18 protein-coding genes are annotated in these 20,290 nt (G+C 63.2%); 10 read left to right on the forward strand and 8 right to left on the reverse strand.

Going from position 1 to position 20,290, the window contains the following annotated elements; translation table 11 throughout:
- Nucleotides 1–3 precede the first annotated feature (3 nt).
- From QPW08_RS02515 to QPW08_RS02525, 3 genes are all read right to left on the reverse strand, one after another.
- Nucleotides 4–393 (reverse strand): hypothetical protein, encoded by a 390-nt coding sequence (locus tag QPW08_RS02515; protein WP_284124160.1) that lies wholly within the window; start codon nt 391–393, stop codon nt 4–6.
- Nucleotides 394–399: 6 nt separating this feature from the next.
- Nucleotides 400–2,949, reverse strand: a complete 2,550-nt coding sequence (gene gyrB / locus QPW08_RS02520; RefSeq protein ID WP_284124161.1) for a DNA topoisomerase (ATP-hydrolyzing) subunit B — start codon at nt 2,947–2,949, stop codon at nt 400–402.
- A gap of 84 nt (nt 2,950–3,033) precedes the next feature.
- Nucleotides 3,034–3,810, reverse strand: a complete 777-nt coding sequence (locus QPW08_RS02525; RefSeq protein ID WP_284124162.1) for a PIG-L family deacetylase — start codon at nt 3,808–3,810, stop codon at nt 3,034–3,036.
- Nucleotides 3,811–3,929: 119 nt separating this feature from the next.
- Here QPW08_RS02525 and QPW08_RS02530 point away from each other — a divergent pair, with 119 nt between their 5' ends.
- The 5 genes from QPW08_RS02530 (at nt 3,930) to QPW08_RS02550 (ending at nt 11,548) form a co-directional block, all read left to right on the forward strand.
- Nucleotides 3,930–5,357: a M20/M25/M40 family metallo-hydrolase gene (locus tag QPW08_RS02530; RefSeq protein ID WP_284124163.1), complete on the forward strand. Its 1,428-nt coding sequence runs from the start codon at nt 3,930–3,932 to the stop codon at nt 5,355–5,357.
- A gap of 52 nt (nt 5,358–5,409) precedes the next feature.
- Nucleotides 5,410–6,792: an L-serine ammonia-lyase gene (locus QPW08_RS02535; RefSeq protein ID WP_284124164.1), complete on the forward strand. Its 1,383-nt coding sequence runs from the start codon at nt 5,410–5,412 to the stop codon at nt 6,790–6,792.
- A 41-nt stretch (nt 6,793–6,833) separates the two neighbouring features.
- Entirely contained in the window at nt 6,834–8,387 is a 1,554-nt protein-coding gene (locus QPW08_RS02540) for a class I adenylate-forming enzyme family protein (RefSeq protein WP_284124166.1), read from the forward strand.
- Nucleotides 8,388–9,030: 643 nt separating this feature from the next.
- Nucleotides 9,031–10,605, forward strand: a complete 1,575-nt coding sequence (gene guaA, locus QPW08_RS02545; protein ID WP_284124168.1) for a glutamine-hydrolyzing GMP synthase — start codon at nt 9,031–9,033, stop codon at nt 10,603–10,605.
- Between the two features lies 1 nt (nt 10,606).
- Nucleotides 10,607–11,548 (forward strand): GIY-YIG nuclease family protein, encoded by a 942-nt coding sequence (locus QPW08_RS02550; RefSeq protein WP_284124169.1) that lies wholly within the window; start codon nt 10,607–10,609, stop codon nt 11,546–11,548.
- A gap of 22 nt (nt 11,549–11,570) precedes the next feature.
- Here QPW08_RS02550 and QPW08_RS02555 read toward each other — a convergent pair whose 3' ends face one another.
- Nucleotides 11,571–12,203, reverse strand: coding sequence for a TetR/AcrR family transcriptional regulator (locus QPW08_RS02555; protein WP_284124170.1), 633 nt, complete (start codon nt 12,201–12,203; stop codon nt 11,571–11,573).
- Nucleotides 12,203–13,453, reverse strand: a complete 1,251-nt coding sequence (locus tag QPW08_RS02560) for a cytochrome P450 (RefSeq protein WP_284124172.1) — start codon at nt 13,451–13,453, stop codon at nt 12,203–12,205. Before QPW08_RS02560 ends, QPW08_RS02555 begins: the two co-directional genes overlap by 1 nt.
- 98 nt (nt 13,454–13,551) lie before the next feature.
- Here QPW08_RS02560 and QPW08_RS02565 point away from each other — a divergent pair, with 98 nt between their 5' ends.
- Nucleotides 13,552–14,256, forward strand: a complete 705-nt coding sequence (locus QPW08_RS02565; RefSeq protein ID WP_284124173.1) for an endonuclease III domain-containing protein — start codon at nt 13,552–13,554, stop codon at nt 14,254–14,256.
- On the opposite strand, the gene gloA is transcribed toward QPW08_RS02565, so the two are convergent.
- A complete protein-coding gene (gene gloA, locus QPW08_RS02570) occupies nt 14,253–14,744 on the reverse strand; it encodes a lactoylglutathione lyase (RefSeq protein ID WP_284124174.1) in 492 nt (163 codons plus the stop codon). The two genes, QPW08_RS02565 and gloA, sit on opposite strands and share 4 nt — an antisense overlap.
- An 80-nt stretch (nt 14,745–14,824) precedes the next feature.
- On the opposite strand from gloA, the gene QPW08_RS02575 reads away from it, so the two are divergent.
- Nucleotides 14,825–15,610 carry a hypothetical protein gene (locus QPW08_RS02575; protein ID WP_284124175.1) on the forward strand — a complete coding sequence of 262 codons (786 nt, stop codon included), beginning with the start codon at nt 14,825–14,827 and terminating at the stop codon, nt 15,608–15,610.
- Between the two features lie 17 nt (nt 15,611–15,627).
- Here QPW08_RS02575 and QPW08_RS02580 read toward each other — a convergent pair whose 3' ends face one another.
- Both QPW08_RS02580 and QPW08_RS02585 read right to left on the reverse strand, forming a co-directional pair.
- Nucleotides 15,628–16,056 carry a hypothetical protein gene (locus tag QPW08_RS02580; protein ID WP_284124176.1) on the reverse strand — a complete coding sequence of 143 codons (429 nt, stop codon included), beginning with the start codon at nt 16,054–16,056 and terminating at the stop codon, nt 15,628–15,630.
- Between the two features lie 79 nt (nt 16,057–16,135).
- Nucleotides 16,136–16,396 (reverse strand): zinc-finger domain-containing protein, encoded by a 261-nt coding sequence (locus QPW08_RS02585; RefSeq protein ID WP_284124177.1) that lies wholly within the window; start codon nt 16,394–16,396, stop codon nt 16,136–16,138.
- 83 nt (nt 16,397–16,479) lie between these two features.
- Here QPW08_RS02585 and QPW08_RS02590 point away from each other — a divergent pair, with 83 nt between their 5' ends.
- The 3 genes from QPW08_RS02590 (at nt 16,480) to nadB (ending at nt 20,073) form a co-directional block, all read left to right on the forward strand.
- The gene (locus QPW08_RS02590) at nt 16,480–17,415 is read left to right on the forward strand and encodes an ABC transporter ATP-binding protein (RefSeq protein ID WP_284124178.1); all 936 of its coding nucleotides are present in this window, start codon (nt 16,480–16,482) and stop codon (nt 17,413–17,415) included.
- A 10-nt stretch (nt 17,416–17,425) separates the two neighbouring features.
- Complete coding sequence (locus QPW08_RS02595) at nt 17,426–18,163, forward strand: class I SAM-dependent methyltransferase (RefSeq protein WP_284124179.1); 738 nt, start codon at nt 17,426–17,428, stop codon at nt 18,161–18,163.
- 323 nt (nt 18,164–18,486) lie between these two features.
- Nucleotides 18,487–20,073 (forward strand): L-aspartate oxidase, encoded by a 1,587-nt coding sequence (gene nadB, locus QPW08_RS02600; protein ID WP_284124180.1) that lies wholly within the window; start codon nt 18,487–18,489, stop codon nt 20,071–20,073.
- Nucleotides 20,074–20,290: the final 217 nt, after the last annotated feature.

The following is a 20,290-nucleotide window of genomic DNA, read 5'->3' on the forward strand; positions in this document are numbered from 1 at the left end:
GCTTCACAGGGTGGTATAGGCAAGCAACACAGCTATTGCCAGTGTCGGCACGGCGAAGATGCGATAGGCGGCGAGCGGGATCCGCTCCGCCCACCACACCGCATAGGCATGGTGCCAGCGCATCGGCAGCAGCAGGATGACGACTGAACTGGCGAAGATGAACCAGCCGGCGATTTCCATCGGCAGCGAGGCCTTGGACAGCGGCGCATGTGCCACCATTGCCACACCTACAATTGCGCGGGGGATGTGCTCCCCCAGCTGGATCCGCCACGTGCTTCCCATCGCCGCAAGGCCTTCGCGGGCGCGTTCCGGCGAGACGATGCAAGTGATGCCGACAATGCCGAGCCATGCTGCGCCTGCCAAGATGACCAGCAAGGCGGCGGTTGCGATCACTGAAAATCAGACGTCGAGGTTGGCGACATTCAAGGCATTGTCCTGGATGAATTCGCGCCGCGGTTCGACGACATCCCCCATCAGGCGGGTAAATATCTCGTCGGTCACGTCGGCATCCTCGACCTTGACCCGCAGCAGCGCCCGGTTGTCAGGGTCGAGCGTGGTCTCCCACAACTGTTCGGCGTTCATTTCGCCGAGGCCCTTGTAGCGCTGGATCTTCTGGCCCTTGCGCCCGGCCGCCATGACCGCTTCGAGCAGCTGGGTCGGCAGGGTGATGGCATCGTCGGCCAGCGCGGGGGCTTCGGTCTCGCCTTCGTCCTCGGTCTCGACTTCTTCAACCTGTTCCTCGCTGCCGCTGCGCAGCAGGCGTACGGGCGCGCCGTAGACTTCGGCCTGTTCACCGGCGACGCGGTGCAGCTTGCGCGCTTCGGCGCTGGTCATGAAGGCGGGGTCGATTTCGTGGACGTCGGTCACGCCGCGCCATACGCGGTGGATCCGCACGACGCCGTCGGTGCCGGTTTCCGCTTTCCATTGCGCTTCCGGGTCGCCCATCTGCAAATGCGCTGCGGCGCGGTCGAGCCCGGCCTGGCGGTCGGCGGCAGCGGGATCGAGCGCGCCGGCCAGCGCCATCGCTTCGATCAGGTCGGTCTTGTATTTGCGCGGCACGAAACCGAGCAGGTTGCGCATACGCAGCCCGTGCTCGACCAGTGTGGCCAGCCCGGTCTCGGGGATCGTTCCTTCGCGCGTTTCCAGCACCCGGCCCTGCAGCCCCTGGTCGATCAGGTAACGGTCGTAGGCGGCCTGGTCCTTCAAGTAGACCTCGCTCTTGCCGCGGGTAACCTTGTAGAGCGGCGGCTGAGCGATGAAGAGGTGCCCGGCCTTGACGATTTCCGGCATCTGGCGATGGAAGAAGGTCAGCAGCAGGGTGCGGATATGCGCACCGTCGACGTCGGCGTCGGTCATGATCACGATCTTGTGATAGCGCAGCTTCTCTAGGTTGAACTCGTCGCGCAGGCCGGTGCCCATGGCCTGTATCAGCGTGCCGACCTCCTTGGAGCTGATGATCCGGTCGAACCGGGCGCGCTCGACGTTGAGGATCTTGCCCTTCAGCGGCAGGATCGCCTGCGTCTTGCGGTCGCGGCCCTGCTTGGCGCTACCACCGGCGGAATCACCCTCGACCAGGAACAATTCGGACTTGGCCGGGTCGCGTTCCTGGCAATCGGCCAGCTTGCCGGGAAGGCTGGCGACGCTCATTGCGCCCTTGCGGCTCATCTCGCGGGCCTTGCGCGCGGCTTCACGGGCAGCGGCGGCGTCGATGATCTTCTGGATGATGGCCTTGGCGTCGTTGGGGTTCTCTTCCAGCCATTCGGACATCTTCTCGCCCATCAGGCTTTCCAGCGGCTGGCGCACTTCGGAGCTGACCAGCTTGTCCTTGGTCTGGCTGCCGAACTTGGGGTCCGGCAGCTTGACCGAAACGATCGCCGTCAGGCCTTCGCGCATGTCCTCGCCCGAGAGGCTCACCTTTTCCTTCTTCATCAACCCACTGGCCTGCGCGTAATTGTTGAGCGTGCGGGTCAGCGCCGCACGGAATGCGGCGAGGTGCGTGCCGCCGTCGCGCTGCGGGATGTTGTTGGTGAAGGTGAGGACGTTTTCGTAATAGCTGTCGTTCCACTGCAGCGCGACATCGATGCCAATGCCGTCCTTCTCCGCGCTGACGGAAATCGGCTCGGCCACCAAGGGCTGCTTGTTGCGGTCGAGATATTTGACGAAGGCCGCAATGCCGCCTTCGTAGAACATGTCATGCTCGCGCACGTCTTCGTGGCGATTGTCGCGCAGCAGGATGCGCACGCCCGAGTTGAGGAAAGCGAGCTCGCGATAGCGGTGCTCCAGCTTCTCGAAATCGAACTCGGTGACGTTCTTGAAAGTCTCGTGACTGGCCTGGAATGTAACGCGCGTGCCTTTCTTCAAGCCATTCGCATCACCGTTGCTGGCGACCGGCGGGGCATCGCCGCGCACTTCGAGGCTGTTGACGGCCTCGCCAAGCTCAAAGCGCATCCAGTGCTCCTTGCCGTCGCGCCAGATCACCAGTTCGAGCCATTCCGAAAGCGCATTGACCACCGATACCCCCACACCGTGCAGGCCGCCCGAAACCTTGTAGGCATTGTCGTCAGAGGTGTTTTCGAACTTACCGCCGGCGTGAAGCTGAGTCATGATGACCTCCGCCGCTGACACGCCTTCTTCCTTGTGCATGTCGACGGGGATGCCGCGGCCATTGTCTTCGACCGAGACCGAGCCATCGGGATTGAGTTCGATCAACACGAGGTCGCAATGTCCCGCCAGCGCTTCATCGATGGCGTTATCCGAGACTTCGAACACCATGTGATGCAAGCCCGAACCATCGTCGGTGTCACCGATATACATGCCGGGGCGCTTGCGGACGGCATCCAGGCCCTTGAGGACCTTGATCGAATCGGCGCCATATTCGCCGTTCTGCTTGGCTTTTTCCGGCGCCTGCTCGGGCGTATTTTCGCCGTTCTCGGGAGTGTTCTCGCTCATGCCGATTATATAGGCTCTGAGGGTCTGATTCCCAAGCTCCCAGGCCGGTTTCCGGCGGCTTTTTCCACGGGCCTCGGGCTTGCTCTAAAACGCCTCGCGGAAAGCCACTTCGCCTTTCCAGACACCCTGGTGAAAGCCCGGCACCAATGCCGCGCGGGTGGCTTCGTCGAACTGGGTCTTGTGGCACTGCGCCGCCGCGTCGGCAGCGGCCAAGTCGGCCTCGGAATAGGCGACCCGCACGCTGGCAAGATCAGGGGCGGTAGTCGCCCAGCCTTGTACGGCAAGCTGTTCGGGCAGCGGCGTGTTGATCAGCGCCGGGTGGAGCAGCTTGGCGCGAACGTCTTCGTCGTCCTGCTGCAAGATCTGCGCGACCAGCGCACTGACCATGCGGTGGTCGCCATGGCCATATCCGCCGTCAGGGCCCCAGGTGATGACAATCTCGGGGTTGGCGATCAGCATGGCGTTGGTCAGTACCGGAATAAGTTTCTTGGCCGGGCTGTTGGGGTCTTGCGGGCGGTCTGCAAGGGTCCCGTCGCCATAGTCGAGGAAATCCACGGCCTGCGCACCCAGCGCCTCTGCCGCACAGCGCGCCTCAGCCCGTCGCGCCTCGGCCAGCGCTTCGCCTTTCTCGAAATCGCTTACCCCCGGCCCGGCATCGCCGGAGGTCACATAGACCAAATGTACCACCGAGCCGCTGCGCGCTTCTGCGGCAAGCGCGGGCGCGAAGACAAGTTCATCGTCGGGATGGGCCAATACGGCGACGATTACGCGATGATATTCGCCGGGATGTGCGGTCGTTAGCGCGGGGAACGCAGCCACCGTCGCACCTATTCCCGCCATCACTGCCAATCGCTTGCGCATACAACCCTCCTCCTTGTCTGGCGCACCCTAGTCTGGAGCGTCCGCGATGCAAACCGGACTCGACAGCGGGCCAAAATCGGCAGAAAGCCCGATCGATACTCTGGGGAGGAGAGAATCTGATGATCGCACGCATTCTGGCTTCGGTCGCAGCGCTGGCCATGGCACTGCCCGCCACGGCACAAGTACCGACCGGCACGATGGGCGAGCTGCGCCCCGACCAGCAGCAGTTCTTCGAGCTCTACAAGGAGCTGGTCGAAACCAACACCACTGTCACCAACGGCAGCTGCACGCTTGCATCGGAACAGCTGGCGGAGCGGATGAAGGCGGCGGGCTTCAGCGATGACGAGATCACACTGTTCTCCGTTCCCGAACACCCTCGGGACGGCGGGATCGTTGCGGTGCTCAAGGGCTCTTCCGATACGCTCGAGCCGATGCTGCTCTTGGGCCATATCGACGTGGTCGAGGCCAAGCGCGAGGACTGGGTGCGCGAGCCGTTCAAGCTGATCGAGGAAGGCGGCTATTACTATGCCCGCGGCGTGGCCGACGACAAGTTCATGTCGGCGGTGTGGGCCGACACTTTCATCAGGATGAAAGCGGCCGGGACTGTTCCCCAGCGTACCATCAAGCTGGCGCTGACCTGCGGCGAGGAAACCGACACGGCCTTCAACGGCGCACAATATCTCGCGACCGAGCGTTTCGACCTGATCGATGCCGCCTTTGCCTTGAACGAAGGCGGTGGTGGGCGCACCGATGGCAAGGGGAACCTGATGGTGCAGACCATCCAGGTCGGCGAGAAGGTCTACCAGGACTACAGGCTGGTGGTGACCAACCCCGGCGGACACAGCTCGCAGCCGGTGCCTGACAACGCCATTTACCGCATGGCGGCGGCGCTTTCGAAGATTGCCGCGCATGAGTTTCCGGCCGAGTTCAACGACACGACCCGGGCCTTCTTCGCCAAGGCCGGGGCGCTGCGTCCTGACGAACTGGGCAAGGCGATGGTGCGTCTGGTCCAGGACCTTGGCGACGAGGAAGCCATGGCACTCGTCAACACAGACAAGGCCATGCATTCGATGCTGCGCACGACGTGTGTGGCGACCATGATCGATGGCGGGCACGCGGTTAACGCGCTGCCGCAGAAGGTCACCGCCAACGTCAATTGCCGCATCTTCCCCGGCCATACGCCGGGTGAGATCATGGCCGCGCTGCAAGAGATCATCGGCGATGACACCATCACCATCACGCTCGCCCGCGACGACAAGCCGCTGGCGGTAACGCCGCCGATGGATCCGGCGCTGATCGGTCCGATGGAAGAGCTGGCGGCGAAGCATTTCCCCGGCGTGCCGGTCATCCCGACCATGTCGACCGGTGCCACCGACGGCGTCTACACCGGCGGGGCGGGCATCCCGACCTATGGCGTGCCGAGCATGTGGGGCGATCCCGATGGCAATGGCGTCCACGGCCTCAACGAACGGCTGGAAGTGCGCGCGGTCTATGTCGCGCGCGACTACCTGTTCGAACTGGTCGAAGTGCTGGCAAACCCGGAATAGGTTGCAAGGCACGGATTGACGTAGCGGAAAGTGCGGAGCAAGGGCGCGGCCCATGCTTTCTGTGCTCGACATCTTCCGGATCGGGATAGGCCCTTCCTCCTCGCATACGGTGGGGCCGATGCGCATTGCCCATGCCTTCGTGAAAGCATTGGCGAAGTCAGGCAAGATCGAACGCGTCGCGCGGGTCGCAGTCGAGCTGCAAGGTTCGCTGGCCCTGACAGGAGTGGGGCACGGCACTGTCGATGCCACGATCCTCGGCCTGATGGGCTTCCAGCCGGAAACGACCGATCCGGATGCAGCGGCCCGCGCTATTGCGGGATTGAAGCGGAGCAGCCAGCTGGCGCTCGGCGACCACGCGATCACCTTCGATCCTGCAACCGACATCGACCTGGCCGGGCAAATCATCCCTGATCTGCACCCCAATGGCATGCGCCTGCGCGCCCTCGATGCGGAGGGTACCGTGCTGCTGGAGCGGACCTATTATTCGACCGGCGGCGGGTTCGTCGCCTCCGAGGCCCAGCTGAAACGCAAGCCAAAGGGCGATAGGGTCTCGACCGGCGCCCAAGTGCCTCATGATTTCAATTCGGCCGAAGAATTGCTGGCGATCTCCGACCATACGGGACTGTCCATCGACGCTGTCGTGCTCGCCAATGAAGACGCCATGCGCCAGCGCAGCAAGACCGAGGCTGGCCTCGATGCCATCGCCGAGGCCATGGAAAGCTGCATCGAGCGCGGGCTGGTCCAGCGCGGGACGCTGCCCGGCGGGCTCAAGGTCCAGCGCCGCGCGCCCGATTTGTGGGACAAGCTCAGCGCCAATCGCGGCTCCAACGAACGCGAGCAATTGTTCGACTGGCTCAACTGCTTTGCCATGGCGGTGAACGAGGAAAACGCGGCGGGCGGGCGGGTCGTGACCGCGCCCACCAACGGGGCCGCCGGGATCATCCCCGCCGTGATGCGCTTCTATTGCCTCGATGCCGACGAGAAGCCCTGCCGCGACAATCGCCGGAAGTTCCTGCTGACGGCAGGCGCCATCGGACTGCTCTACAAGCAGCGCGCCAGCATCTCGGGCGCGGAAATGGGCTGCCAGGGTGAAGTCGGCGTCGCCTGCTCGATGGCAGCCGGCGGACTCGCGGCAGTGTGGGGCGGGACCCCGGCGCAGATCGCCTGCGCGGCGGAAATCGGGATGGAGCACAACCTCGGCCTGACCTGCGATCCGGTCGGCGGGCTGGTGCAGGTGCCCTGCATCGAACGCAACGCCATCGGCGCGGTCAAGGCGGTCAACGCCGCCCGGCTGGCGTTGCACCGGACCGAGGCCGAGACCTGCGTCAGCCTCGACCAGGTGATCGAGACCATGCGCCAGACCGGGCTCGACATGTCCTCAAAGTACAAGGAAACGAGCCAGGGCGGGCTGGCGGTCAACGTCATCGAATGCTGATCGGCGCTTGCCGAAGGCTGGCGCGCGGCTAGTGTCGCGCCATGACCAACGAATCCCTTGTCGCCAAGCTGGCCGAACCCTTCGGTTCCTTCCCCGCAATCCTTGCTGAATGGGCGAGGGTGCAACCCGACAAACCGGCCTTGCGGGACGACGTTGGAGAGATCAGCTGGGCCGAGCTCGACGACCGGATCGAGCGACTGGCCGCGCGACTGGTCGAGACCGGGCTGAAGCGCGGGCAGTCGGTGGCGATCCTCGGCACGTCCAGCATCAACTATGCGCTGGTGTTCCTTGCCGCCGTGCGTGCGGGCGGGGTGGCGGCCCCGCTGACCACCAGCGCCAGCCGCGAGCAGCTCGAAGGCATGGCGAAGGATTCGGGTGCGATCCACCTGTTTATTGACGGACCCAAGAGCGCCGAGCTGGGGACGGATTTCGTGCCCGAACTCGACCATGTCGCACTGGAGAATATCGACAGCTGGATGGCTCCAGCGGGCACCAAGGCCCCGCCTTTCGAGCCCGATCGCAAGGACCACTTCAATATCATCTATTCCAGCGGGACGACCGGCATTCCCAAGGGTATCGTGCACTCGCACCTGATGCGCTGGCGCCAGTTCGCCAGCACCGCTTCGTCCTATCTCGGCAGCGGGCTGGAAGTGCGCTCGCTGGCTTCGACCCCGCTCTATTCCAACACCACCATGGTCGCTTTCCTCGCTTGCCTGCTGGCGGGCGGGACGCTGCGGATCATGGGCAAGTTCAACACCGTGAAGTGGCTCGAACATGCGGCCGCCGACCGGACCACCGTGACCATGCTGGTGCCGGTGCAATACCAACGGCTGATGGCCGAGCCGCGTTTCGACGAATTCGACCTGTCGGCCATGGCGATGAAATACTGCACCAGCGCGCCGTTCCCGGCCGAGCTCAAGGCCGACGTGCTGCGTCGGATGCCGGGCGGGCTGGTGGAGATCTATTCCATGACCGAAGGCGGGGTGGTGTGCCTGCTCGCTTGCCACGAATTCCCCGACAAGCTGCACACCGTGGGCCGCCCCGCACCGGGCAGCGAGCTCAAGGTGCTCGATGACAACGACCAGCCCGTGCCGCCGGGCGAGGCGGGCAACCTCATCGGCCTCTCGCAGACCATGATGGCCGGCTACAAGAACCAGCCCGGCAAGACGCAGGAAGGGTACTGGACCGATCCGGAGACCGGCGTCGTATGGCAGCGGATGGGCGATATCGGCCGGGTCGATGCCGATGGCTTTGTCGAGCTCGTCGGCCGGGCCAAGGACATGATCATTTCGGGCGGGTTCAATATCTATCCCAGCGATCTCGAGGCCGAACTCGACAAGGACGAGCGCGTGGCCGAAGCGGCGGTGATCGGCATCCCCTCCGAGCAATGGGGCGAGACCCCGCTCGGCTTCGTGCGGCTGGCCGATGGCGTGGCACAAAGCGAAGTCGAGGACATCCTCGGCACCGTCAATGCGCGGCTGGGCAAGACCCAGCGGCTGAGCGCGCTGCATGCGATCGATGAAATGCCGCGCAGCCACATCGGAAAGCTGCTCAAGACCGAACTGCGCGAGCTGGCCGACCGGCTCACGGCCTAGGCCAGTCGTCCGCCCTTTGCAGGTGCGACACGCTGTCGGAGGGGTCTGGGGGAGAGGGCAGCGCGCCGCACCTGCCGCGACCCGGACGGGCCGGGTAGGGGGTGCAAAGGCAGGTCCGCCACCGCTGCCAACACGGTTACAGCTGCTCATCGATTTCGCGAAGAATAATGCCGCGAGTCGCAGGTCGCCGGGGGGAGGGGGGAGAGAATGGCGACCGCGTCTCGCGGCTTCTGGATCGTTGCCCTGCCTACGCATAGGTCAGTGGTTTCGATCGTAAGGCAGTCGATGGATCGAGGCTGCCTTGGGGCCGGGGGCAGACGTTCGGGGGGAGAGGAGAGTCCGCCGCCCGGCTTCGAGGACTGAAATAATCTTTCGCGGAGCTTTATAAAAGTGAGAAAAGCCGTAGGAGAGTTGCGTTTTGTGCAACAAACCCGGAAAAACAAGCGCAATGCTTGCTCTCAGGTGAACAAAGGCGCGCCGATTGGTGCCCGCCGGCAAACTTCGCTCCACACCGCGTGAGGCAGGGTCTTCCTGTGGCGGACAGGGATGGTCGGGCGTCGCCGATCGTTCACAATGCTCCGGCTGGGTATCATGCGGCGGACCTGCTGGACAGCATTCCTTCCGCGGCTTACCGCGCTGCGCCATGGACGACGCACTTCTCCCCGATTCCATCCTCATCGTCGATTTTGGCAGCCAGGTGACCCAGCTGATCGCACGCCGCGTGCGTGAGGCCGGCGTCTATTCCGAGATCACGCCTTTCAGCATGGCGGAGGAGGCATTCCAGCGGATGAAGCCAAAGGGGATCATCCTCTCAGGCTCGCCTGCCGGAGTACCGGAAGAGGGCAGCCCGCGCGCGCCGGAGATGCTGTTCGAGGCAGGCGTCCCGATCCTCGGCATCTGCTACGGCCAGCAGGTCATGAGCCACCAGCTCGGCGGTGAAGTCCGTCCAGGCCATGAAACGGGCGAAGGCGGCGAGTTCGGCCGCGCCTTCCTGACCGTGACCAAGGAGTGCGCGCTGTTCGATGGCCTCTGGAAAGTCGGCGAGCGGCACCAGGTGTGGATGAGCCATGGCGACAAGGTGACGAAGTTCGCCCCCGGGTTTGAAATCGTCGCCATCTCCGACGGCGCACCCTTCGCGGTGATCGCCGACGAAGAGCGCAAGTTCTACGGCACCCAGTTCCACCCCGAAGTCGTCCACACGCCCGATGGCGGCAGGCTGATCGCCAATTTTGTGCGCCACGTCTGCGGGCTCGCGGGCGACTGGACCATGGCCGCCTATCGCGAGACCAAGGTCCGCGAGATCCGCGAGCAGGTTGGCTCGGGCAAGGTCATCTGCGGACTCAGCGGCGGGGTCGATTCATCGGTAGCCGCGATCCTCATCCACGAAGCCATCGGCGAGCAGCTGACCTGCGTTTTCGTCGACCATGGATTGCTGCGGCTCAACGAGCGCGAGCAGGTCGAAACCATGTTCCGCGACCACTACAATATCCCGCTGGTGGTGGTGGATGCCGAACAGATGTTCCTAGAAGGGCTGGCGGGCGTCACTGACCCGGAAGCCAAGCGCAAGTTCATCGGCAAGACCTTCATCGACGTTTTCGAGGCCGAAGCACAGAAGATCGGCGGCGCCGATTTCCTTGCCCAGGGCACGCTCTATCCCGACGTGATCGAGAGTGTCAGCTTCACCGGCGGGCCGAGCGTGACGATCAAGAGCCACCACAATGTCGGCGGCCTGCCCGAGCGGATGAACATGCAGCTGGTCGAACCCTTGCGCGAACTGTTCAAGGACGAGGTCCGCGAACTCGGCCGCGAGCTGGGCCTGCCCGACATGTTCGTCGGTCGCCACCCGTTCCCCGGTCCGGGCCTCGCCATTCGCATTCCCGGAGAAGTGACCAAGGAACGCTGCGACATATTGCGCAAGGCCGATGCGATCTATCTCGACGAAATCCGCAAGGCCGGGCTCTACGACGCGATCTGGCAGGCCTTTGCCGTGCTGCTCCCGGTCAAGACCGTCGGCGTAATGGGCGATGGGCGCACCTACGACTCGGTCTGCGGCCTCCGCGCCGTGACCAGCACCGATGGCATGACCGCAGACGTCTATCCCTTCGACGCAGCCTTCCTGACCGGCTGCGCCACCCGCATTGTCAACGAGGTGCAGGGCGTCAACCGGGTGGTCTATGACTATACGTCGAAACCGCCGGGCACGATTGAATGGGAGTAGTGTGAGCGAATTACCGAGATTTTGGCTCACGGCATTCTGGGGTTTCACCCCGGAACACGAGGGCTATTATGGGTTTACAATGGAAGGAGGTCGCAGACGCTTTCTGAATGAGTTTCAAGATAACGATCTCATTCTCATTTACGGCGCGGATGTGGCCAACACTGCGAAGACGGACCGCAAGCAGCTGCTTGGTATATTGCAGGTCGAGCCCACGCCCATTCGGGATACAGACAAGATTTCAGAAGAGGGGCTCCGGATCAAAACAGATCTCGGTAAAGTGGATAGTTGGAAGTATGCCGTTCCGGTTCGCAAGGCTTGGCGGATTGATCAACGAATAGGTGTATCGGACCTTCTTCCCGACACCTACACGGGGAACAACGGTCAGTCGCTCGCGAGCTTTGGGCAACTGATTACCCCTGCTGAAGCATCGAGAATCTCTAAGCTCCGGGTAACGCCGGTCAACGTTTACGGCGAAGCGCCCGTCGAGCAATTCACTCCCGCCCGCAAGATGGATTTTCGGGAAGCCTGGTCGTTGAGTCGAGGTCCAAGCCCCTCCTTTGGAACGCGAGAATCGAGCTATGTTGACGGTGCGGCTTACACGTATGTCTTTGAGCTTCAGGGGGCTTTGGACCAGTTCCTGGGGCGCACGAAGTACGAGCTAGGCAACCGGCGTCTCATAAAGGTCGGCAGAACAAACAACGTTGAACGGCGTCTAAAAGAGTTGAATTCAGGCTTTCCGCCTTCCTCTGTGGTCAGGTGGAAGTTGCGCGTTCAATCCCAGCCATACGATGATGGGGACTCTGCGCATGAAGCAGAAAGGCGACTCCACGAACTGTTCGGGGTGGTTGGGCAGGTGCAGGGCGGAGAATTCTTCTTGTGTGAAGAGCGCCAAATTGATGTGACGTTCGCAAGAGAAGCGAAGGCATTTCGTTTGAGTGCTTAAGCGGTGACATTGGGAAAGTTGCCTAAGCCGCTGCTTTCACTTCTTCGCCGATCCGCTCGACTGCAGCCCTGATCTCCCGCGCCGCGCTCGCATCGAGCCGGGCCTCGAACAAGGTCAGGTGCTGCAACAACGACTTTCGCACCGCGCCCTGCGGCTGGCCCAGCTCGGCGTGATGCTCCAGGCCATAGCGCAGGATGATGGTCGAGTTGATCGCCAGGTCGCGCAGCCGCTCGCGCTCCCAATCCAGCAAGCCTGCCTCCACCAGCGCCGCTAGGTGCGCTTCGAGGCTATCCTCGGTCGCCACCAGCCAGCGCGCGACATTGCTGGCGATGGGCTCGACATGCTCACCGTAATGCGGCTGGTCGCGATAGAGGAAGCGATAGTCGCGCAATTCCTGCATGAAGTCGCCGAGCATGGCGCAATAGGAGCCGAGCGGGTCGGCCGGATCGGGCTGGCGCGCGAGGCGGGCCTCGATCCGCTCGGCGAATTCCTCGGCAATGGCGGCCAGCAAGTCACGCTTGGTCTTGAAGTGATACCACAGGTTGCCCTCGGCAATGCCGCAGGCCTCGGCCAGCGCGGCCGTCGTCACCGCGCCATAGCCGTCGCGATTGAAGACCTGCCGCGCTGTCAGGACAATGCGGTCCTTGGTGCGCATCAATAGTGCGACAGCTGCACCGGCAGTGACTTGTAGCCATGGACGAAGCAGGCCGGGACCCGCACGGGTTCACCCACGACATTCACCCGCAGCCGCCGCTTGGCCATTTCCTCGAGCAATGTGTGGAGCTGCAGCTCGGCCACCCGCGCACCGACGCAGCGATGGATGCCATAGCCAAAGCTCAGGTGGCGGCGGGCGTTGTGGCGATCGACCTTGATCGCTTCGCCATCTTCGAAGATGTCCTCGTCGCGGTTGGCCGACAGATACCACAGCACGACCTTGTCGCCCGCCTTCATCTGCGGGCCGAACATGTCCGTATCTTCCACGACGGTGCGCCGCATATGCGCCAGCGGGGTCTGCCAGCGCAGGATTTCCTGAACCGCATTGGGGATCAGCGAGGGATCGGCTTCGAGCTTGGCCCGCTCTTCCGGGTACTGGCTGAGGCCATAGGCATAGGCCGACATCGAATTGCGGGTGGTGTCATTGCCGCCGACGATCAGCAGGATCAGGTTGCCGATGAATTCCTCCGGCGGCATGTCCTTCATCGATTCGGCCTGCAGCATCACGCTGACGAGGTCCTTGCCCGGATTGGCGATCCGCTCCTGCCACAGGGCAGCAAAGGCCATGCCCATTTCCTGCATCTTGGCGAGCCGTTTTTCGATCGTGACATCGTCCTTGATCATCTCGACATCGCCGCCGTAGTCGGACCATTCGGTCAGCTTGTGGCGTTCCTCCCACGGGAAATCGAACAGCTTGGCGAGCATGCCGGTGGTAAGCTCGATCGAGACTTTCTGGACCCAATCGAAGGTCTCGCCGATGGGCAGGCTATCGAGCAGTTCGGCGGTCCGCCCTTGCACTTCGGCCTTCATCTCGGCGACTTCCGAAGGGCCGAAACTGGGCGCGACCGCGCGGCGCTGGCCGGTGTGGTGCGGCGGGTCCTGGGCGATGAACATGGGTTCTTTCATGTTCCATTTTTCGAGCAACTCAGGGTCGCCGGAAATCGCGATCCCGCCCTTGTCCCACGAAGAGGAGAACAGCTTGGGCAGCGCTTCGATATGCTGGATAGGCTTGTAGGTGGTGACCGACCAATAGGGGCCGAAGTCGCTTTCCGGCACCCATTGGATCGGCGCGTGCTGGCGCAGCTGCCGGAACGGTTCGCGCCAGGTATCCTCGACATAGAGCTCCTTGCGCGAGACATCGATCGGATCGATTTCAGCGGGCTTGACGGTCAGGTCTGCAGCGGTGGCCATGGTGTTCCTCTCCCTTGATTTAGGGTGCATACCCTAACCCTAGTGAGCCTGCAAGTGTGGGCTTGTGTCACGACGGTGCCCTTGCCTATCGCAGGGGTATGCAACTCGACCTCGGCACTGACCCACGCACCGACATATTGCGCCGGATGCAGGCTGCGCTGATCGGGTGCTTCGGGCGGATCGTGCGTCCGCCGGACAAGCGCCGCTCGCCCGAATGGGTGCTGGTGCATGGCGTGATCGGAGCGCAGACCAAGACCGCTGCCTCCAACGCCTCGACCGACGGCCTGCTGGCGGAATACGGCTCGTGGGATGCGGTTGCTGCCTTGACTGTCGAAGAGCTGGAAGCACGGCTGCAGCGGCAGACCTTCCCCGGCGTCGCGGCGCAGCGGCTCAAGGATTGCCTGCAAGCGATCATTGCCGAGCGCGGGACGGTTGACCTGCGCCACCTCTCCAACCTCGATACGCCCGAAGCGATGGCATGGCTGGAGCGGCTGCCGGGTGTCGCGCGCAAGAACAGCGCGGGGGTGATGAATGCCTCCACCTTGGACCGCAAGGCCATGGTGATCGATGGCCATCACCGCCGGATCATGCAGCGCATGGGGGTCGTGCCGGCGAAAGCAGATACGGCGAAGACCTATGATGCGCTGATGCCGATTGTACCGCCAGAATGGTCGGCTGCCGATATGGACGAGCATCACCTGCTGCTCAAAAAGCTCGGGCAGGCCCTGTGCCGCCCACGCAAGGCGGAGTGTGACGATTGCCCGGTGTGCGCCGATTGCCGAACGGGGCAGGCGGCTGGCTAGATCCCGCCGGCCATGTTGGCCGCGCTGAGGATCTCGACCCAATAACCGTCCGGGTCCTTGATGAAGGCGAGGCCTTTCATCATCCCCTCATCGGGTTTCTTGACGAAGGTGACTCCGGCTTCTTCGAACCGCGCGCAGGCGGCGTCGACATCGGGCACGTCGAGCGCGATATGGCCGAAACCGCGCGGCTCGGAATTTCCGTCGTGATAAACAGCGCCATCCTTATCCTCGGTTCCCCAGTTGTGGGTCAGTTCCAGCACGCCCTGCCGCTGGAATACATAGCGTGCCGCTTCCCGAGGGTCGGTCGGTACTTCGTCTTCGCTTTCCACGTAGCCGAGGAAGAACAACGAGAACTCGCCCGGCTCCACATCGACCTTGTTCAACAGCGTCATGCCCAGCACATCGCAATAGAAGGCAAGGCTCTCTGCAGGGTCTTTCACCCGCAGCATGGTGTGATTGAGCGTATATCCATGGGGATTGGCAGGCATGGCGGAAATCTCGTCCTTGTCTGGTGCGCGTGGCTGCGTCAGGGTGTAGCCAACATATGGGACAATCGAGAGACTAAGCAATGAGCCGTGAAGACCAGTTCGCCGAGGAAGTGGGCCGCGAAGAGGCAGAATCGCGCGGCAAGGGCCGCACTGTAACAGTCGGGTGGAGCGTGCGCTTTCCCACCAGTGACGCGATCTGGGCTGCGCCCAAGGCCTTCAGCCGCAAGGATCCCAAGCCGGCCTCGGCCAAATCGGTGCAGCTGTGCCCGGCTGCGATCGATTTCGACCGCCGCCATTTTGTCGTGCCGTGCCCGGTCGACCTGACATTGGCGTTCAAGCGCGATGCCAGTGGCCAGCTGACCCTGACCGATGCCGATGGCGATCAATCGGCGATGCGCCCGCAAGGCCGTGCCAACCTGTTCCAGGTCCAACCGCCCAACGAATGGCGTCACCCGGAACGGCCGGTCCTGCAGTTTACCGCGCCCTATGTTTTCGTTTGCGACGAGCCATGCTGGATCGTGCAAACGCCGCCTTACCTGCACTGGTTCCCCGAACAGCGTCCCGGCATGCAGATGGGTGGGCGCTTCCCGACCCACGTGTGGCCGCGCCCGCTGGCCTGGGCGTTTGAATGGTACGACCTTTCGAAGCCGCTGGTGCTCAAGCGCGGCGATCCGTGGTTTTACGTGAGCTTCGAGACGGAGAACCCGTCGGCCCACGTGCGACTGGTTGAGCAGGAAATGACCCCCGAACTCGAGAAATATCTCGATTCGATCATCGATGTTTCGAATTACGTCAACCGCACCTATTCGCTGTTCGACGAAGCCAAGCGCATCCGGCCTGAGACTTTGCTCAAGCCGAAAGGCTGATCCTCAGGTCCGCTCGTTCAGCCGTCGCTTTCAGGCAGGCGATAAGGGATGAACTTATCGAGGAAGACATTGCCAGTGTAATACCCGCCGAAGCGATCGATGGTGCTGACAATATCGGATGAGCAGATCTGCGAACCGAAGCGGCGGAACACCAGCGTCTCATGGTCGTCAAGCGACTGGGGGTTCTTGGTATAGTTGACCCAGACGGTCCGCCCGATCTTGTAGACGATAGCGGTCTTGTCGATGACCTGGAAGCTGCGCACGGGAAAGTCGCGAATGCAGCTTTCCGGTTCGCCGGCGATGCGGCCTTCGATCAGCTTGGCGAGCTTCTTCTCGCCTTTGGTCATTTCCGGCTGATCGCTATCCGCCTCGTCCTGTGCTGCAGCGGGTGCGGCCGCGAGGCCGAGCACGGCAATTGCCGTCATGAGAGGTTTGAAAATGGTCATGGCGCTTCTCCTCGGAGCGGGCACTCTATCATATACGCCTGAACCGGGGCTGACGTTTCAGATCAGCCTCGAATGCGCGTCAGCGATGACCAGGGTCGGCCCCTTCGGAAATGTCGGGCAGGGTGGACTGGTCCAACCCGTCGGCCGGACCGCCTTCGAGCACGAAGCGGCGATCGCAATAGCCGCAATCGACATAGCCATGCTCGTCAATCTCGAGAAAGATCTTGGGATGGCCAAGCGCAGCCGGGCGATAGGCGACACCGCCACGGATGTCGCTCGCTCCATCGCAGCTGACGCGGCGGGTGGTGACCGTGATGACTTCAGGCGGTGCGATGCTCATGCACACGCCGATAGAGTGATTTGCGCCCGGTCTCAAGCAAGAGAATGTTTGATTTTCACCCGCACACTCCTAGGGCACATCTCATGACACAACCGCCTGCCATTTCGATCCGTGACCTGCGCAAGACCTACGCCGGGACCAGGGGCGAGCCGGGCAAGCAGGCACTCAAAGGGGTGAGCTTCGATGTCCCGCAGGGCGAGGTGTTTGGCCTGCTCGGGCCCAATGGCGCGGGCAAGTCGACGCTGATCAATATCCTCGCCGGGCTGGTGACCAAAAGCGGTGGCGAGGCGGAGATCTGGGGCTTCGACATCGACGCCAGCCCGCGCAATGCCAAGCGTTCGATCGGGATCGTGCCGCAGGAGATCGTGTTCGACCCCTTTTTCACTCCCTTCGAGGTGTTGGAGAACCAGGCCGGGTTTTACGGCGTGCCCAAGGAGGAACGGCGCAGCGAAGAGTTGCTGGAAGCGGTCCACCTCAGTGACAAGCGTGATGCTTATGCCCGCACGCTCTCGGGCGGGATGAAGCGGCGGCTGCTGATTGCCAAGGCGATGGTGCATTCTCCGCCGATCCTCGTGCTCGACGAACCGACCGCCGGGGTCGATGTCGAGCTGCGGCGGCAGCTGTGGGAACTGGTGACCGAGCTCAACCAGCAGGGCGTCACCATCGTGCTGACCACGCATTATCTCGAGGAAGCCGAGCAGCTGTGCGACCGCATCGCCATCATCAACCATGGCGAGCTGATCGCCAACAAACCGACCCGCGAGCTGGTTGGCATGGCGCGCGAGAAGATCGTGCGCGTCTCGGTCGACAAGGACCTCGGCGGGCCGATCATGGAGGAAGGCTTCGTCAAGGCCGACGTGATCGAACCGCGCACGCTGGAGATCACCTACAACCGCGATGTCGCAAGCGCCGGGCAAGTGCTCGCGAAGGTGCAGGAGCATGGCTACACCATCGAGGATGTGACGACCCGCGAGGCGGACCTCGAAGACGTATTCGTGCAATTGACCGGGGCTGGCTAGGGCGCGCGTTATGAGCGCGCTCTACGACACGATTGGCGTGGACTACGCCAATTTGCGCAAGCCCGATCCAAGGATTGCGGCGCAGATAGAAGCGGCACTCGGCGATGCGCGCACTGTCCTCAACGTCGGGGCGGGAGCGGGCTCCTACGAACCGGCAGGTCGCGATGTGACGGCGCTCGAACCCTCGGCGGAGATGATCGCGCAGCGCGCACCCGGTGCGGCCCCGGCGATCCAGGGCTCGGCTGAAGACCTGCCCTTTGCCGACAACAGCTTCGATGCGGCCATGGCGGTGCTGACGATCCACCACTGGAGCGACCAGGCGAAAGGTCTCGCCGAACTGCGGCGCGTCGCTTGCGAACGGGTCGTGCTGCTGACCTTCGATCCGGCGTTTCGTGCCATGTGGCAGCTCGACTACTGGCCCGAGCTGGCCGCACTCGACGAACAAGCCATGCCACCACTCGATTTCTACGCGCGCCATCTGGGCACGGTTGAGATCGCGCCGGTGCCGATCCCGCACGATTGCAGCGACGGTTTCCTCTACGCCTATTGGCGCCGCCCGCGGGCCTATCTCGACCCGCGCATTCGCAAGGGCAGCTCGTCATTCTGGAAGCTCGAAGGCGCGGACGAAGGCGCGCAGCGACTGGAGCAGGATCTTGCCAGCGGGGCCTGGGCGGAGCGGCATGCCGCACTGCTCGATGCCGAAAGCGCCGACATGGGCTATCGCCTCGTCACTGCACGGATTTCCTAGCGCGGACCCCTAGCGTGGCCTTTGCCCCAGCCCTGCATCGTGCAGCGGGGTGACGACCCACTCTCCCGGCGAAGCCTGCTCCATTACCCGGCGGCAATGCTTGCAGCGCCCCACTTCGCGTCCGTACAGTTTTTGGATGTGCCGGCGATCCACACGGTGGCGACCCAGGGCACAACCGATCCGTCCGATGAACATCGGCAGCGACCTCCAGTTGTGTTCCCCTGTCGGTGAACGGAGTATCTGCGCTGTGCCGCGCGGGAAGTAGGGCAGCGATGAAGCGTTCTTGGCTTGCCGCAGTGCGATGCTATCGGCATGACAAAGCCATGACAGACGTGACGCACGACGTACTCGTAATCGGCTCCGGCGCGGCCGGGCTCACTGCTGCGTTGGCGCTGGCGCAGGATAAGAAAGTGCTGGTGCTGGCCAAGGGTTCGCTCACCGGCGGCAGCACGGCCTGGGCGCAGGGCGGGATCGCCGCCGTGCTCGATGCGGGCGACACCTTCGAGAACCATATCCGCGACACCATGGTCGCCGGGGCCGGGCTCAACCGGCGCGAGACGGTGGAATTCGTGATCGAGAACGCCCCCGCCTCGATCGAGCGGCTGATCGAGCTCGGCGTGCCCTTCAATCGCGAAAGCGGCGATTTGCACCTCACGCGCGAAGGCGGGCACAGCCACCGCCGCATCGTCCATGTCGACGATGCCACCGGCTGGGCGGTGCAGGCGGCGCTGCTCAAGGCGGCGGAGAACAATCCCAACATCACCCTGCTGCCGGGGCGCAGCTGCATCGACCTCATCACCGGGCGCCATGGCGAGGTGTTCTCAGGTGCGGGCCGGGTGTGGGGTGCCTATGCGCTCGATGAAGCCACCGGCACGGTCGAGAAGCATGTTGCCAGGGCCACCATCATGGCGGCGGGCGGCGCAGGCCGCGTCTACCTGTTCTCGACCGCGCCGCGCGGCGCGACGGGAGACGGGATCGCCATGGCCTGGCGCGCGGGGTGCCGCGTCTCCAACATGGAGATGATGCAGTTCCACCCGACCTGCCTGTACAACCTCGAGGTCAAGAACTTCCTCATCACCGAGGCGGTGCGTGGTGAAGGCGGGCACTTGCTGCATCCCGAAACCGGGCATCGCTATATGGCCGACTACGACCCGGAGCGGATGGAGCTGGCCCCGCGCGATATCGTCGCCCGCGCCAATGACGACCAGATCAAGCGCTATGGTCTCGACTATGTCCATCTCGACATCAGCCACCAGCCGCCCGAATTCGTGAAGGGGCATTTCCCGACCATTTACGACAAGCTGATGGGCCTCGGCATCGACATGACCAAGCAACCGATCCCGGTGGTCCCGGCGCAGCATTATACCTGCGGCGGGATCCTCATCGGGCTCGACGCGCGGACCGATTTGCCAGGGCTGTGGGCAGCGGGAGAATGCACTGAGAGCGGGCTGCACGGTGCCAATCGCCTTGCCTCGAACTCGCTGCTCGAATGCTTCGTCTTTGGTGAAGCGGCGGCGAAGGACATCCTTGAAAACTGGGATGACTTGTCCGATCCGCCCGCGATCAGGGACTGGGACGAGAGCCGCGTCACCGATTCCGACGAGGAAGTCGTCATCAAGCAGAACTGGACAGAGATTCGCCGCTTCATGTGGAACTATGTCGGCATTGTCCGCACCACCAAGCGACTCGAACGCGCGGCGCACCGGATCAAGCTGCTCAAGGCCGAAGTGGGCGATTATTACGGCCACTTCCGCGTCACCACCGACCTCATCGAACTGCGTAACCTGTTGCAATCGGCCGAGCTGATCGTGAAGAGCGCGCTCGCCCGCCACGAGAGCCGCGGCCTGCACTATACGCTCGACCATCCCACGACCGACGAAGTGGCGCGCGATACGGTGTTGGTGCCTTAGATTGGCACTAATCGGCCCCAATCACCCGTTCGTCGGAAACTTTATTACGCCGATAGACCTCTGATTGCAGGAATCGGTCGTGGCGCGCATCTCCTGTCTCGGGAGCGGCGTCACAACCCCCAGTTCAGACCCGAGACCCAATATGGGTCACCGGCGTCGCTCCCGATCGACCATGGAGCAACAGCGCGCGAGGACAATCGGGACTGCGCTCAGCCTG

Source organism: Parerythrobacter aestuarii (assembly GCF_030140925.1).
Lineage (GTDB): Bacteria > Pseudomonadota > Alphaproteobacteria > Sphingomonadales > Sphingomonadaceae > Parerythrobacter > Parerythrobacter aestuarii.

What these genes read in the sequence shown, in the direction of transcription:
- gyrB (WP_284124161.1), bottom strand. Translation starts at nt 2,949, where the DNA reads ATGAGCGAGAACACTCCCGAGAACGGCGAAAATACGCCCGAGCAGGCG.
- QPW08_RS02525 (WP_284124162.1), bottom strand. Translation starts at nt 3,810, where the DNA reads ATGCGCAAGCGATTGGCAGTGATGGCGGGAATAGGTGCGACGGTGGCT.
- QPW08_RS02530 (WP_284124163.1), top strand. Translation starts at nt 3,930, where the DNA reads ATGATCGCACGCATTCTGGCTTCGGTCGCAGCGCTGGCCATGGCACTG.
- QPW08_RS02535 (WP_284124164.1), top strand. Translation starts at nt 5,410, where the DNA reads ATGCTTTCTGTGCTCGACATCTTCCGGATCGGGATAGGCCCTTCCTCC.
- QPW08_RS02540 (WP_284124166.1), top strand. Translation starts at nt 6,834, where the DNA reads ATGACCAACGAATCCCTTGTCGCCAAGCTGGCCGAACCCTTCGGTTCC.
- guaA (WP_284124168.1), top strand. Translation starts at nt 9,031, where the DNA reads ATGGACGACGCACTTCTCCCCGATTCCATCCTCATCGTCGATTTTGGC.
- QPW08_RS02555 (WP_284124170.1), bottom strand. Translation starts at nt 12,203, where the DNA reads ATGCGCACCAAGGACCGCATTGTCCTGACAGCGCGGCAGGTCTTCAAT.
- QPW08_RS02560 (WP_284124172.1), bottom strand. Translation starts at nt 13,453, where the DNA reads ATGGCCACCGCTGCAGACCTGACCGTCAAGCCCGCTGAAATCGATCCG.
- QPW08_RS02565 (WP_284124173.1), top strand. Translation starts at nt 13,552, where the DNA reads ATGCAACTCGACCTCGGCACTGACCCACGCACCGACATATTGCGCCGG.
- gloA (WP_284124174.1), bottom strand. Translation starts at nt 14,744, where the DNA reads ATGCCTGCCAATCCCCATGGATATACGCTCAATCACACCATGCTGCGG.
- QPW08_RS02575 (WP_284124175.1), top strand. Translation starts at nt 14,825, where the DNA reads ATGAGCCGTGAAGACCAGTTCGCCGAGGAAGTGGGCCGCGAAGAGGCA.
- QPW08_RS02580 (WP_284124176.1), bottom strand. Translation starts at nt 16,056, where the DNA reads ATGACCATTTTCAAACCTCTCATGACGGCAATTGCCGTGCTCGGCCTC.
- QPW08_RS02585 (WP_284124177.1), bottom strand. Translation starts at nt 16,396, where the DNA reads ATGAGCATCGCACCGCCTGAAGTCATCACGGTCACCACCCGCCGCGTC.
- QPW08_RS02590 (WP_284124178.1), top strand. Translation starts at nt 16,480, where the DNA reads ATGACACAACCGCCTGCCATTTCGATCCGTGACCTGCGCAAGACCTAC.
- QPW08_RS02595 (WP_284124179.1), top strand. Translation starts at nt 17,426, where the DNA reads ATGAGCGCGCTCTACGACACGATTGGCGTGGACTACGCCAATTTGCGC.
- nadB (WP_284124180.1), top strand. Translation starts at nt 18,487, where the DNA reads ATGACAGACGTGACGCACGACGTACTCGTAATCGGCTCCGGCGCGGCC.